The 14,920-nt window shown below is 38.5% G+C and carries 9 protein-coding genes; 4 read left to right on the forward strand and 5 right to left on the reverse strand.

The genetic code is table 11. The features are described from left to right. Positions 1 to 24 precede the first annotated feature (24 nt). Positions 25 to 3,162 (reverse strand): WD40/YVTN/BNR-like repeat-containing protein, encoded by a 3,138-nt coding sequence (locus tag G504_RS0116420; protein WP_019671290.1) that lies wholly within the window; start codon positions 3,160 to 3,162, stop codon positions 25 to 27. 288 nt (positions 3,163 to 3,450) lie between these two features. On the opposite strand from G504_RS0116420, the gene G504_RS0116425 reads away from it, so the two are divergent. After that, on the forward strand, positions 3,451 to 4,338 hold the full coding sequence (locus G504_RS0116425; protein ID WP_019671291.1) for a bestrophin family protein: 888 nt from the start codon (positions 3,451 to 3,453) through the stop codon (positions 4,336 to 4,338). Between the two features lie 35 nt (positions 4,339 to 4,373). Then, the gene (locus tag G504_RS0116430) at positions 4,374 to 5,858 is read left to right on the forward strand and encodes a glycoside hydrolase family 30 protein (RefSeq protein WP_240473057.1); all 1,485 of its coding nucleotides are present in this window, start codon (positions 4,374 to 4,376) and stop codon (positions 5,856 to 5,858) included. Positions 5,859 to 5,897: 39 nt separating this feature from the next. On the opposite strand, the gene G504_RS0116435 is transcribed toward G504_RS0116430, so the two are convergent. Both G504_RS0116435 and hemH read right to left on the reverse strand, forming a co-directional pair. After that, entirely contained in the window at positions 5,898 to 7,274 is a 1,377-nt protein-coding gene (locus G504_RS0116435; RefSeq protein WP_019671293.1) for an MATE family efflux transporter, read from the reverse strand. Between the two features lie 84 nt (positions 7,275 to 7,358). Then, positions 7,359 to 8,390, reverse strand: coding sequence for a ferrochelatase (gene hemH, locus G504_RS0116440; RefSeq protein WP_019671294.1), 1,032 nt, complete (start codon positions 8,388 to 8,390; stop codon positions 7,359 to 7,361). A 210-nt stretch (positions 8,391 to 8,600) separates the two neighbouring features. Between hemH and G504_RS0116445 the strand changes: the two genes are divergently transcribed. Beyond that, positions 8,601 to 12,125: a TraB/GumN family protein gene (locus G504_RS0116445; RefSeq protein WP_157473457.1), complete on the forward strand. Its 3,525-nt coding sequence runs from the start codon at positions 8,601 to 8,603 to the stop codon at positions 12,123 to 12,125. Positions 12,126 to 12,155: 30 nt separating this feature from the next. Next, positions 12,156 to 12,992, forward strand: a complete 837-nt coding sequence (locus G504_RS0116450; RefSeq protein ID WP_019671296.1) for an N-acetylmuramoyl-L-alanine amidase-like domain-containing protein — start codon at positions 12,156 to 12,158, stop codon at positions 12,990 to 12,992. A 119-nt stretch (positions 12,993 to 13,111) separates the two neighbouring features. Here G504_RS0116450 and G504_RS0116455 read toward each other — a convergent pair whose 3' ends face one another. Together G504_RS0116455 and G504_RS0116460 are read right to left on the reverse strand one after the other, a co-directional pair. After that, positions 13,112 to 13,879, reverse strand: a complete 768-nt coding sequence (locus G504_RS0116455) for a ThuA domain-containing protein (protein WP_157473459.1) — start codon at positions 13,877 to 13,879, stop codon at positions 13,112 to 13,114. A gap of 51 nt (positions 13,880 to 13,930) precedes the next feature. Continuing rightward, the gene (locus G504_RS0116460; RefSeq protein ID WP_019671298.1) at positions 13,931 to 14,833 is read right to left on the reverse strand and encodes an AraC family transcriptional regulator; all 903 of its coding nucleotides are present in this window, start codon (positions 14,831 to 14,833) and stop codon (positions 13,931 to 13,933) included. Positions 14,834 to 14,920: the final 87 nt, after the last annotated feature.

Consider the following 14,920-nt stretch of genomic DNA (forward strand, 5'->3'; position numbering starts at 1 on the left):
AAAGGTGTAATATTTTATATGGATTTATTCTTCAATAAATAAGTAATTCAGCTTTAAATCGTTAAAAGCCTCGTTAAATTCTTTGATTTCTTTATCAACCATAGTATCAAAAGTCACCAATTGTGCATTGATCTTTGTGGTCAATTCATTTTTTACAACAATGTCCTGATCTGTTGGGGGAAAATCATCCATGGAGACCAAACTGTTCAAATGTGCCAGTTTATTAGTAAGCCGGATTGGAAAATTCAAAGGATCCTGACCGCTGCGGTTTTTAGTTTGATATAATGCTTTTTCAATCTCTTCAAAACCCTTTTTCATTTCCCCGGCTTTTTCCACTAAATCCTTTGTTTCGGAATTGCCCTTATACTGCTCGGTAAAAGCATTTAACCGGGATGTGATTTTGCGTATCTTTTTAATAGATTTATGTGCCTTATCTACTGTTGAATTTATGTCGGTTATAAAATCATATTGTTTTTGCATATCCGCTAATGAGACTTCAGCTCTCGGATCCGGCAAAATGGTAAACGTTTCTGAAATACTTGCGCCATTTCTGTTCAAATAAACTTTGTAGGAACCTGGAACCGCCTTTGCCCCATCAAGGTTGGCCGACCATAAAATCATACCCTCCAGTTTTTCTGCGCCTTCTCCCCGTGTATCCCAGACATGGGTGTTTCCTCCATTGTTGACCATCAATTTATTCTCCTTTTTATCGCTATATGTATTGAAATTAGCCAGAGTATCCCCGGACATGGACATATAGGTTAGAGCAATACTGTCTTTTTTATCCCAGTCTTTCAGGTAAAACTGAGTAATTACGCCTTCCGGATGGTTTTGCCCTTCTGTTTTTGAAGGCTCACTTGCCGCCCGGCCTTTGGTCCTGTATGCATCTTTGGGTTTAAAAAGCACTGTGGCGGCATTTTTATTCGCGCTATTAAGCTGATGCAAGACCGTGAGGTCGTCAATAATCCATAAACTGCGCCCCTGGGTTGCCACAATAAGATTGTCATCCTTGATAGTTAGATCCGTTACGGGAACAATAGGCAAATTAAGTTGAAAAGCCTGCCAGTTTTGCCCATCATTAAAGCTTATATACATTCCCGTCTCTGTTCCTGCATATAGAAGTCCCTTTCTTTTTGGGTCTTCCCGAAGAACTCGCGTAAAGTGCTCATTATTTATACCGTTCGTTATTTTTTTCCAGGTTTTACCGAAATCACTGGTTTTGTACAAGTATGGTTTAAAATCACCCAATTTGTAACGCGTTGCTGCTACATAACAGGTACCCTCATCAAAAGCAGAAGGCTCTATACTGTTAATCATACTCCACTCCGGCATATTTGCAGGTGTTACATTTTCCCAGCTTTCTCCTCCGTTTTTCGACACATGTATAAGTCCGTCATCACTTCCCACCCAAAGTAACCCTTCCTTAAGTGGGCTTTCATTAGCCGCGAAAATGGTACAATAATACTCAACTCCCGTATTGTCCTGTGTAATTGGTCCTCCACTTGAAACCAGTTTGTCCGGATCATTTCTGGTTAAGTCTTCACTCAAAAGTTTCCAGCTTTGTCCCTCGTTTTCACTTAGATGCACATGATTGGAAAAGGTGTATAATTTTTTTGGATCGTGCTTACTGAACATTATAGGAAAGTTCCATTGAAAACGGTATTTCATTCCCTCTGCACCATATCCCATAGGATTATCCGGCCACACATTAACTGCCCTAACGGTACCAGTCGTATGATTTACTCTGGTTAAAAAGCCACCGTAGCTGCCACCATAAACTATATCATTGTCCAAAGGGTCTACAGCAATGTGCGCTGATTCTCCTCCGGCTGTTTCTTCCCAATCATCTTCACCAATGCTGCTGCCATCGCTTCGATGTCTTATCCGGATTGTTGAATTATCCTGTTGGGCTGCATATATTCTAAATGGAAAATCATTATCTGTGGTTACTCTGTAAAACTGAGCTGTGGGTTGATTATAATATGTGCTCCATGTATCTCCGCCATCATAAGAAATCTGAGCGCCACCATCATCCCCAATGATCATCCGATTGGAATTTTCAGGTGCTATCCACAAATCGTGATGGTCACCATGGGGAGCATTAAATGTTTCAAAAGACTTACCTCCATCCGAAGATTTATGGTAACGTACATTTAAAACATAAACAACATCTTCATTTTCGGTGTCGGCATATAATCTTGTATAATACCAGGCTCTTTGTCTTAACTTTCTCTCGTTATTAACCTGTGTCCATTTTTTACCCCCGTCCTCACTCATGTAGAGGCCCCCTTTTTCTTTTTGTTCAACTATTGCCCATACGCGTTCCGAGTTTTTGGGTGATACGGTTACGCCAATTATTCCCAAAGTATCCTTCGGAAACCCTTCATTTTTTGAAATTTCATTCCATGTTTCCCCGCTATCGGTACTCTTCCATAAAGCAGAGCCCTCTCCTCCACTGCTCAGGCTAAAAGGCGTCCTCTGTGCTCTCCATGTAGAAGCGTACAATATTCGCGGATTATTAGGATCCATTATAAGGTCAACTGCCCCGGCCATATCATTTACAAAAAGGGTTTTGCGCCATGTAGCGCCTCCATCTATACTCTTATAAATGCCGCGATCCAAAGTTGGTTTATATATATTCCCTAATACGGCAGCATAGACTATATCCGGATTCCCCGGATGTATGCGTAGACGTGGTACATGCCTGCTTTTCTCCAGACCTACTGACTTCCAGGTTTTCCCGGCGTCCACAGTTTTCCAGATACCATAGCCGGAAGACACATTTCCCCGCAAAGTCTTTTCACCCCCGCCAACATAAAGCACATTTGGATCACTTTTCGCAACTTCCACCGCGCCAATACTCCCGCCAAAAAACCCATCCGAGATGTTCTCCCAGGTTCTGCCGCCATCCACTGTTTTCCAGACACCTCCTCCGGTAGAACCAAAATAAAACAGGTTAGGTTCTTCCGGCACTCCAGTGACCGCGGCTGAACGCCCGCCCCGGAAAGGGCCCACTAATCTATATTCAAGGCTTGAATACAATGCTTCCGGATATTCAAATTCGGTATTAGAATTTACTCGTTTATTTTGAGCGTTTGCAGGAGACGTTAATGTTAAAACAGCTAAAACTAGGAGGCTTGTCCTGACAGTAATGAATTTCATATTGGGTATTTTTCAATGAACGGCTAAATGTAGGAAAAAAACCAGGGATTTGAGAATGAAATATCAGAACAGATGATTGCAGTTTATCCTTCCAAATAGTTCGGTTTTTTGTTAAATCAACGCGACTCATATTATCCTTTTAGATTACTTTATACGGAAATAATCCCTAATTTTAACAGTCCCGAATTTTATAAACGACCATTTAAATTAGGTAAGCGTTATCAAAACCATTGGCGCATATTTTTAAGTTTAAACTAGTACCGAAAAATTATCAACAAGAAATAACGAATGATATTAGAAAAGAGAATACCCCTGAAATATTGGTTTAAAGAAATAAAATGGGATCTGCTTATTGTAAGTGTGTTTTCAATTCTTATCTATTTTTTTAAGATCTATGTAATTAATTTAGATATCCCATTGGGTATAGGAACATTTTTAGGAACCGCTATTGCTTTGCTATTGTCTTTTAAGCTTTCACAATCCTATGACCGGTGGTGGGAAGCTCGCAAAATATGGGGTGCTATAGTTAATGATTCCAGGTCCTTTGTAGTGCAACTAAAACAATTCAATAAAGAATCTGAAAATAGTATGGTTAAAACTATGTCGTACAGGCAGATTGCCTGGTGCTATGCTTTGGGAAGTTATTTACGGAAGCTGGATGTGCCTGATAATTTGGAAGACTATATTTCTCAGGAAGAAATATTCTCACTAAGACACAAAAAACATATTCCTTTGGCTTTACTGGACGATCATGCACAAAATTTAAGGGCTCTCCATAAAGAAAAATCAATCAATGACTTCCAGCAAATACAATTAGATTCTACAATAGCAAGACTTACAGCTTCAATGGGAATGGCCGAACGTATAAAAAATACGGTGTTTCCGAGAACATACAGAAATGTTCTACACTTTTTTATCTATATCTTTTTGTTATTGTTGTCTTTAGCTCTTGAAGATCTCTATGGTTTTTTGGAGATTCCAATATTGGTTTTAATTTCGATTCCTTTTTTTATGCTTGAAAAAATTGCATTTGTCATTCAGGACCCTTTCGAAAATCAACCAACAGATACGGCTATGACGAGTATTGCCCGCGCTATTGAAATAAACATTAAGGAATTGTTGGGGGAAAAAGATTTGCCTGAGCCTTTGAAGGATAAAGGTTTCTATATTATGTAAATGTCTCGACATTTAAAAAATAAAAGTAACGCACTATGAAGTCATATTTATTTAAAAGGTCTGGGCCAATAGTTGTTTGCCTTAATTATTTTATCCATAAGAGCTGTATAGTACCTGTCCTTTTTCTGATGTTAAGTATTATTTTAATCAACTGCAAAGGCGGGTCCGGCACAGAAGACACGCTGCCAGAAGCTATACTTTACCGTACCTCGCCAGACCAATCAGAACTATTAAATGAAATTAAATTAAAAAAAAGTAAGATTGCCGATTCGGTTTCAATTGAATCCACTATTACGCTAATGCCTTCTATCCGGTACCAGGAAATGGATGGTTTTGGTTATACACTTACAGGTGGCAGCGCCTTGCACCTGCAAAAAATGAGTGCTTCTGCCAGAGCCGAAATTTTAGAAGAACTCTTTGGTAAAGGCCCCAATAGTATTGGAGTCAGTTATTTAAGAATTAGCATTGGCGCTTCGGATCTGGATGAATACCCATGGTCTTATAATGATCTCCCCCCGGGTGAAACTGATCCTGAATTAGAACATTTTTCATTGGCTTATGATACGCTTTACCTCATCCCGGTTTTAAAGGAAATCCTTAAAATATCGCCCGCAATAAAAATAATGGGCTCACCGTGGTCCCCGCCACCATGGATGAAGGATAATACGGATACAAGAGGTGGCAGTCTGCTTAAAGAATATTACCCGGCATATGCCAGTTATTTTGTCAAATATATTAAAGCCATGGAAGCCGAAGGCATCCCCATTGATGCTATTACTGTTCAAAATGAACCGCTGCACCCGGGCAATAATCCAAGTCTCCTAATGCTGGCAAAAGATCAGGGCGAATTCGTAAAAAATCATTTGGGCCCTGCATTTAAAAAAAATGGGGTTTTAACCAAAATCGTTATTTATGACCATAATGCAGACAGGCCAGACTATCCTATTTCTATTCTTGACGATTCAATTGCAGCGCAATATATTGATGGCTCCGCATTTCATTTGTACGGCGGCGCTATTGATTCCCTGACCAAAGTTCATGATGCCCACCCTGATAAGCATCTTTATTTTACAGAACAATGGATAGGGGCTCCCGGAAATTTTGAAGAGAATCTTAGCTGGCATATACAAAATCTCATTATTGGCGCTCCGAGAAACTGGAGCCGAAATGTCTTACAATGGAATCTAGCAGCAGATGAAAACCAACAGCCACATACAGACCGGGGTGGCTGTACCCGTTGTCTGGGGGCAATTACTATACAGGGCGACAGCATTACACGTAACCCGGCCTATTATATTATAGCCCACGCTTCTAAATTTGTCCCTCCCGGCTCTGTTAGAATAGATTCAAATCAGGAAGGAAATATACTAAATGTAGCCTATGTTACCCCTGACAACAAGACAGTAGTTATTCTGCAAAATAAAAACGATAAGAGCGTTACTTTTGAGCTCAAAAAGGAAGAGGAAAAGTTGCAATTAACTTTAGGTGGAAAGGACATAGGCACCCTGGTTTGGAATTAAACCCGAAAAAGCAAGCAACGTTTTGGAATAAAATAATTCTCAGACCAATACCTTTTTTACTTCTTTCCTAAGGTAAAACCCGGTAACCAGGGTTGCTAATACATCAGCAATGGGAAAGGAGATCCAGACACCTGATTCCCCTAAAAAATTTGGCAATATCAGGATCAAAGGAATAAAAAAGAACCCTTGCCTGGTAAGTGTAAGGAGCAGGGCGGGAATAGCTTTCCCTACAGCCTGAAAATATGCCGCCCCTATTAGTTGAAGCGCAATGATAGGGGTTGCGGCAAAAACCCATCGCATCGCTGAAGGTGTATGTTCCAGGACAAAGGCATTCGTAGCCAATTCCATTGCAGGCATATTTGGTTTATCACTTAAAAACAGGGACGTAATTTCTGCCGGGAAAATCATTAAAACCACAAAAACGAGCGTGGCTACGATAGCCGCATATTTAATTGCAGTATTGATTGATTCTCGTACTCTGGGGTATTTTTGTGCCCCATAATTGAAACCGGCAATAGGAAGGAAGCCCTGGGTAACTCCAAATACAGGGAAAAGGGCAAACATGAGCATTCTCCCTATAATGGCGTACACAGCAACCATAGGTTCCCCACCAAGAGAAAACAGAATGTTGTTCATTAGTAAATAGGTAATACTTGTTACTGCCTGCCTCGAGAGGGTTACAAATCCCAAACCTCCTATTTCCCGTAAAATATTTCGATCTAATCCAAAATGAGACCAAGTAATTTTTAGTTCAGAATTTTTCGATCTGAAAAAATAAAAAATATATGCAAAACACATCAGGTACCCGGCCGTAGTTGCCCAGGCTGCTCCTGCCATCCCCCAATTAAATACATAAATGAATATGTAGTCTAACAGGAGATTCCCAATCGATGGTATAATCATGGCAATCATGGCAAACTTAGGTTTCCCCTCGGCCCGAATAACCGTGTTGCCCATCATACAAAGTGCTAAAAAGGGTACTCCGTATAAAACTATGGTATAGTAGATCTTAGCAGGATCAAATATGGCTCCCTTACCCCCGAATGCAGGTATTAAACCATCTACGAAATATAGACCTAAAACCACCATTGAAATAGTAACCAGCAAGGTTAAAGTAATCTGATTTCCAAAGGTTTTTAAGGCCTTCTCTTTATGGTCCGCACCAAGTGCACGAGAAATAATGCTGCTTCCTCCTATCCCGATAGCCATTCCCAATGCTGCAATAAAAAAAGAAACGGGCAGTACTACATTAATGGCAGCTATGGCAATAGAACCAATCCAGTTGCCTACGAAAATAGTATCTACCAAAATATTAAGAGACATTACAAGAATGCCTATAGATGCCGGTACTGCCTGCCTGATAAGGAGTTTTCCAATGGGTTCCGCCCCTAATTGATCTGAGGAGACTTTTGCCATTATTATCCTGTAATTATAGTATTATGCATATTCTGATAGATGGATGCGCTTTTTCAAAGCCCAATATTAATTGAATACCGCTTATTAAGCAGGTAAGGCTTCACTTTTATGCCAATTGTTTATCCATTCGGCCATTAGAGCCACCCAGGAATCGCTCTCATTTAGGCAGGGGATATGAATATAATCCTGACCTCCCGCCTCAATAAATTGCTCTTTGCCCTCCATGGCAATTTCTTCAAGAGTTTCCAGACAATCACTTACAAAAGCAGGGGTAATAACCGCAAGTCTCTTAATTCCTTCTTTAGCCAGACGTTCAAACTCAAAATCTGTATAAGGTTTTAACCATGGATCTCCCGCAAGACGCGATTGAAATGAAGTGCTTACCTTCCGATCATCCAGATTTAACTCTGCTTTTACCAATTCTGTAGTATCATAGCATTGATGTCTGTAACATGTATAGTGTGCAACTGAGTTTGTCTGGCAACAACTACCATCTATTTTACAATGGAATTTAGTTGGATCTGACTTTCTGATATGTCGTTCCGGAATACCGTGATAGGAAAATAATATATGGTCGTATTCAAAGTCTTTTAATCCTGTGGAAATTCTCTCTGAAAGGACTCTAATATAGTCCGCATTCTTATAAAATGCAGGTAAGGTTGTAATTTTTATTTCAGGAAAATTAGCCTGCTGTTCCTGCATAGTTTTAACAACAACAGTCTCATAAGAAGACATTGCATAGTGCGGATAAAGTGGCACTAACAATATTTCATTCACTCCCTTTTCTTTTAATTCCTTTAAGGCCTTCTTTATGCTCATTGAACCATAGCGCATCCCCAGGGCAAGAGGAAGATCTGTTTGCTGTTGAACTTTAGACGCAAAACGTTCTGAAATTACAATTAAAGGAGAGCCTTCTTCCCACCAGATCTTTGCATATGCCTTTGCAGATTTCTTGGGGCGGGTTTGAAGAATTATTCCGCGAACAAGTAAGTTGCGTAGCCATTTTGGAACGTCAATTACCCGCTCATCCATTAAAAACTCATCCAAATATGGTTTTACTTCTTTAGCTGTGGGACCATCAGGAGATCCTAAATTAACTAACAACACACCCTTCATAATTCTTTTATTAAGCTATTTTTTTTAACAATACAAAAATACTACTTGGAATGAAACTCCGTTAAATTAAGGCGAATACTTTTCTGATGACTAAATAAGCAATCTTTATAGAGCCAACCACTCTATAGATATTTTTTTTAAAATTGCAATGGCATTGGATACTATTCTTGCCTCGGAAAATTTACAAGAGGTGCCAAACAAACCTATATAATGCGCTTAACTTCAATAATAATCTGCTTTGTATTGTCGCTGATGTGCTATTCCCAGTCGGAAAAAAGTTTGCTCTGGGAAATATCCGGCAATGGCTTAGAAACATCTTCATATTTATACGGCACCATGCACGTGAGTAAGAAAATCGCTTTCCGATTAGACGATGTTTTTTATGAAGCCCTGGATAAAAGTGAAATAGTTGCTCTTGAATCAGATCCTGAAACCTGGCTGGAGAGCGAAGATCGTTTTGGTTCTGATTCCCAGAATAAAGGCTATGGTTTCAATACAAAAGGGTTTTATACGCATTCTTTTGCCTTCCAACATCCAAGAAAAAAAGACCTTGCATCTTATCTGGCATTTGAAGAAAGGTTGGTAAATAGCATTCTTTACCGAACGAACGAAAATTCACAAAATTTTGAGGAGGACACGTATTTGGATATGTTCATATATCAGGCCGGCAGCAGGTTTAACAAACCGATCCTTGCATTGGAGAAGCTGGAAGAATCATCTGCACTGGTAGGCAGGGCGAGCCTGAATTCCATGAAAATGAAACCGGATGAATGGCTTCAAAAACGTATGCAGCAGCAAGACCTGATGTTTTTAATGCAGGATGCGTATCGTGAACGCAATTTAAGTTTATTGGATTCTATCGATAAGGCCATGTATACGGATCACTACCTGAAAAACATGCTCTATATCCGCAATGAGAACATGGCGAAAAGTTTAGATTCTGCTATACAAAAGGCCAAAGTTTTTGCAGGAATAGGTGCAGCTCACTTACCGGGTGCACATGGGGTAATTGCCTTATTGAAGAAAAAAGGATATGTGGTAGAGCCGCTTGTGTCTGAAGCAACAGATAAAGGCCAAAAACTCAAAAATAAATTCTTGGGTAAAATAAGGGAACATTCTTATAAAACTTTTGGGCCGGATGACAACTTCTTTACCATTTCACTTCCCTATAAATTATATCCGATATCTGAAAGAATTACCACGGTATACGTTTCGCCTGATTTGGCAAATGGAAGTTATTTTATGGTAAACAGGGTGCCTACCTATGCCAATTTGAAAGCAGGAGGAGACTACACTTTGGAGGATATTGATCAATTACTATTTGAAAATATCCCCGGAACTATTTTGAGTAAAAAACCTATTATCAATAAAAGATATAAAGGTCTCGACATAAGAAACAAATTAAAAAATGGAGATCATCAGAGATACCAAATTTATATCACTCCGCTTGAAATACTAATTTTTAAAATGGGAGGAGAAGGTGACTACGTCACTAATTATTCGGACAAAGTTTTTAATAGCCTAAAGTTTAAAAAGCCTGACGAAGGCCCAAAACTAATATCTTCTGCTTACAAGGACTTTGAAATAGCTATGCCCGGGTTACATAAATTTACAAACGCATCCAGAGGTGGCAGTCGCAGCATTGAAGGATATGACCCTGCAAGCAATTCCTATTACTTTCTAAAGAAAACAACGCTGAATGATTTAAATTTTATTGAGGAAGACACCTTTGAACTCAAACAAATTCAAAAAAGGATATACCAGGACCTCGAGCTTAAACCAAAATACAATTCTTTTGATAAGAAATCCCTGACTTCAAAGGCTGTTTGGGATTCTGTAACGGGTCAGGATCTGTACTTGAAAACTGTGATTAAAAGGGGGGATTATTATTTGATGGGCGTACGTACAACGAGTGAAATTCTCGCTGAGGAGTATTTTAATTCGTTCAAAATTTCAGAAGTATCTTATCCTGAAGTGTTCAAAAAGGTAATAGATACAGCGATGCATTTCAGCACGGTTACCTCTATAGATCCACCTAAATTTGTTGAAAATAGTAATCACCAATTCAGTAATAAGAAAAAAACAAAGGCTTATAGTCCGTATTCCAAAAAGACAGTTTATCAGAACAAAAATAATGAGGCAATTGAGGTAGAACTTACCAAATCTCATGACTATCTTACCTTTTCCAACATAGATTCTATTTGGGTATTACGCAAAAAACAATATTCCGATAAACATTTTGTTATCCAAAATGAACAGACTAAGACCACAGGTGATGGGTCTCACGAATTACAATTCGTTATCACAGATACAGCCAGTACAAGGGGTATTCTAATAAAAAATGTTATTCGCGGCGGCCTGTTTTACCAGTTAAAGACAGTTGTAGATACCCTGTCGGAACCCAGTCCTTTTGTCAGCGCTTTTTTCGACAATTTCAAACCGGTAGGTAAGCCTTTGGGAAGAGATCTCCTGGAAGATAAAACAGCAGATTTCTTTGCCGCACTAAGGGAAAACGACAGTATAGTGCTAAAGGGCTACAGATATCTTTTGTTTGATGAACGGCATATAGATTCATTAACCTACTATATTTCAAAGTTTTCTTTTGATGAGGATAAAAAGCACATTCAATCCTACCTGATTAAGCAATTAGGGGTCTTACCACAAGAAGAGGTAATTACGTTTCTTACAGATTTCTATGCCAAATCATATAATAACTCCAGTGCTCAAATTAATATCCTGCAATCATTAGCAAGTAAAAAAACAGAAGCCTCTGCTGGCCTCTTTCTTCAACTTATGACTCAAGATCTGCCATTGGTATCTAATACGGCAGAAATAAAAAGTATTTTCAAACCATATGAAGACAGTTTGGAATTAGCCAGGCGATTATATCCCGAATTGTTAAAATACAGTTCTATTACAGAGTACAAAGCCCCAATTTTTTCACTTCTGGCACAGTTAAAAAAGGAAGATCTGATAAAGTCTGCAAACTATAAGAAGTACAAAGGTCAGCTTTTAAATGATGCTAAAATTCTCTTGAAAAGGCATCTTGGTGAACAGAATAACAAAGAATTAAAAACCAGGCAGGCTAATTATACAAGACTCAGAAATAACAAAATCCTGAACGATTATGTTGTTTTATTATATCCTTTTGCAGGGGAAAGAGAAATGGCTCAGTTTTTTAACCGACTCCTTTTAGTAAAAGATCCGGAAATACGAAGTACCTATGTTACGCTGCTGGCATCGGATGGAAAAAGTATACCTTCAGCGGTGATCAACTCTATGGCTTATGATATTAATAGCCGGCTTTTATTGTATACCAAGCTGGTCCGCAAGGGAAAATCGGAACTTTTTCCTCATCAATACGGTTCGGAACAATATCTGGCGGAAGCCCTTATTTATAAGGACAGAAGATTTGACAGAAATAAGGATGAAGTTATATACCTTGGAGACAGGTCTTTAAACTATAAGAATAGCTCCTATACTGCATATTATTTTAAGACAAAAAATAGCCAGGATTACCATAAGAATTTTAAAATCCATATGGTTGTATTTGCAGATAATACCCCCTTCAATTCAGATCCATATTATATGAATGAAGGATTGCGAATGGCAGATACAGATACTGAAGAGGAGGCAATGGACTTTGTTACTGAAACCTTTCTGTTAAAAGATAGGAAGAGGGCTATTGCTTACAGGCCAAACCAATACCGTGGTTATGCAAGTTTTGGCTTCTAAATTGTACTTTTGCTTTATTAGCAATAAGACATGAAATTAATTTTTGGCATTATTTTCTTCATTTTATCCCTGACAGCAAGTTCTCAGCAGCTTATTTGCTCCGATCAGGACAAAACAGCGTTTGATATTAAGATTAAAGAGCTTAAACGTTTGAAACAGCCCAATTTTGGTGATACCATAATTTCGGTTGGTAAAACTTTTCTTGGACTGCCTTATGTAGCCAAAACATTGGAAATAGGAGAATCTGAGGCTTTGGTTATTAATTTTCAGGGGATGGACTGCACCACCTATGTAGAGAACGTTTTGGCTTTCAGTATTTTGTTAAAGAAGGATAGTATGAATTTTGATTCCTTCGCCAATACCCTTGAAAATATCCGTTATAAAGATGGTAAATTAGATGGTTATGCTTCCCGGTTACATTATTTTTCTGAATGGATAGCCAACAACGAAAAGAAAGGGCTGTTGGAAGATATAACTGTTGCAACAGGAGGTATTGAAATAACGAAAGAGATAAATTTTATGAGTACCCACAGGGATTTATATCCCTTTTTGGCCGACGATGAAAATTTCGAAAAAATCAAAGCTTCTGAAAACTCCCTTAATCACCAGCCAATTTGCATTTTGCCCCAGAACCAGATCGAAGCAAACGAAGATCTGATAAAGAACGGGGATATTATTGCATTAACCACCTCCATTCAAGGACTGGATATTACCCATACGGGCATTGCCATCAGGGAAAAAGACGGCCGGATTCACCTGCTGCATGCATCTTCTTCCGGAAAGGTTGAAATTTCTGAATTACCCCTGACAGAATATTTGAAAAAGATCAAAAAGAATACAGGGATAATGGTTGCCAGACCATTATAAAATCAATGCTCCATGTAATTTGTACTTTCACATCGTAATTATATGCTTTGTCGAAAGTATTAGTGAACTTTCCAGGAATGATTATAATGCTCTAACCCGATTTTTTTAAAGAATGATGTCTATCGGCCGAGGCAATAATTTATACCGCCTACTAAATGTTTTTGAAAGTCGGGTTCATCATAAGATTCATTTGTGTGGCCTCCTCCGGTATAAAAAACACGACCTCCATCAAATTCCTGATACCATGCAATAGGATGGTTATCGCCGTTTGTGCCACCTTCATATGAAGTTTCATCGAGGTAGATAAGTACATTCATGTCCGGATTTATATTTTCATAATTATACCATTCGTCGTTGCGAACCCAGGTATCCTTTAAATGCACTGTAGACGGATGTTCTCTGTTTACTACATTCATTTTAGCCTCTCTCACATTAGGATCATTTGGGTGGCTCGTAAAATATGCCCCTACCAGTTTGCCATACCACGGCCAGCCGTATTCTGTATCGCTGGCGGCGTGTATTCCCATGTAGTTGCCTCCGTTATTGATATACTTCTTAAAGGCCTGCTCCTGATCAGGGCCCAACACATCCATGGTAGTACTTAGAAATAGAACCAAATCATATTTTTTTAAGTTCGCCTCATTAAATTGCAAAGAATCTTCAGTTTGCGTTATTGAAAAATTATTTTCTTTTCCCAAATTTTTAAGGGTTTCAACACCTTTTTCAATGGACTTGTGCCTATAGCCCATGGTCTTTGTAAAAACCAAAACCTGTGCGGTTACTTCATTTATGACTGCAATGTTTTCTTCTGACATTTGAGGTTGTGCGTATGCCGTAAAGGAGATGCAAATTAGGAAAGTGCCAAAAATTTTTCTGAGAGTTTTCATTTTAATAAAATATTGATTGTTAAATATCGATAATTCTGTCGAATCTAACTATTAATTACCCAATGACATTAAATACTTCTTCGGAGTAGTGCCAAATTTCTTTTTGAAGGAAGCAATAAAATGGCTGGATGTACTATACCCTATCCTATGGCCTACTTCACTCACATTATACTCCCCCGTTTCCAGCATTTTGCGTGCGAAATCCATTTTATAGTCGAACAAAAAACTAAATACGGGTTCTCCATACACCTGTTTAAAACCCTCCTTTAATTTTTTAAGGGAGAGGCCAATCTCATCCGACAACTGAGCAAGTGTAGGCGGTTCTGCCATGCGGCTAATCATAATTTCCTTGGCCTGTTTTATGCGCTTTATATTCTCTTCATCCACCAAAAAGGGGCATTGCTCCAAATCCGCATCTTCACTTTTGTTGAAATACAACGAAATTAATTCATACACCTTGGCCGTCAGATACAGCTCCTTAATTGAAGGATGAAGATTATAATTAATTATTTGGCTGAGTATAACTGCAATTGCAGGAGTTACACTTTCCTGAGAATAGTATTTCTTTTCCTTATTATCACTGCTTAAAAAGGGAATATAGTCGGCTTCTTTTGAAAAAAGAGAATGAAACCTTCGTATGGTCATTACAACAGATACCAACCATGAATTTGGGTTAAGGTCCAGATTTAATGGGAGATCTACCTGAGTATTATATAGCAATAAAGAATTTTCTTCGGAGACCTCTAAAGCATAATGGCCCTCGTTAAAAATAAATTTTGCGTTCCCTTTTAAACAAAAGTGGAACTGAATAAAACTACTATCGATATCACGGTTAACTTTTTGAACCTTAGGACTTTTATTCTGTATTTTTAATACATAAAAATCATCATCTATCAGGACTTCAGTAAAAGAACCTTGAGCGATGTTTTTGTAAGTTGTTTTAGTGGAATTCATGAACATTTTATTTAGAAACATTCTAAATTGAATATTTGCTACCGGCCATTATTGCTGTAAAATTAGAGGTTTTTCCCATAATTCCGG

The organism is Eudoraea adriatica DSM 19308 (assembly GCF_000382125.1).
GTDB lineage: Bacteria > Bacteroidota > Bacteroidia > Flavobacteriales > Flavobacteriaceae > Eudoraea > Eudoraea adriatica.

What these genes read in the sequence shown, in the direction of transcription:
- G504_RS0116420 (WP_019671290.1), bottom strand. Translation starts at nt 3,162, where the DNA reads ATGAAATTCATTACTGTCAGGACAAGCCTCCTAGTTTTAGCTGTTTTA.
- G504_RS0116425 (WP_019671291.1), top strand. Translation starts at nt 3,451, where the DNA reads ATGATATTAGAAAAGAGAATACCCCTGAAATATTGGTTTAAAGAAATA.
- G504_RS0116430 (WP_240473057.1), top strand. Translation starts at nt 4,374, where the DNA reads ATGAAGTCATATTTATTTAAAAGGTCTGGGCCAATAGTTGTTTGCCTT.
- G504_RS0116435 (WP_019671293.1), bottom strand. Translation starts at nt 7,274, where the DNA reads ATGGCAAAAGTCTCCTCAGATCAATTAGGGGCGGAACCCATTGGAAAA.
- hemH (WP_019671294.1), bottom strand. Translation starts at nt 8,390, where the DNA reads ATGAAGGGTGTGTTGTTAGTTAATTTAGGATCTCCTGATGGTCCCACA.
- G504_RS0116445 (WP_157473457.1), top strand. Translation starts at nt 8,601, where the DNA reads ATGCGCTTAACTTCAATAATAATCTGCTTTGTATTGTCGCTGATGTGC.
- G504_RS0116450 (WP_019671296.1), top strand. Translation starts at nt 12,156, where the DNA reads ATGAAATTAATTTTTGGCATTATTTTCTTCATTTTATCCCTGACAGCA.
- G504_RS0116455 (WP_157473459.1), bottom strand. Translation starts at nt 13,879, where the DNA reads ATGAAAACTCTCAGAAAAATTTTTGGCACTTTCCTAATTTGCATCTCC.
- G504_RS0116460 (WP_019671298.1), bottom strand. Translation starts at nt 14,833, where the DNA reads ATGAATTCCACTAAAACAACTTACAAAAACATCGCTCAAGGTTCTTTT.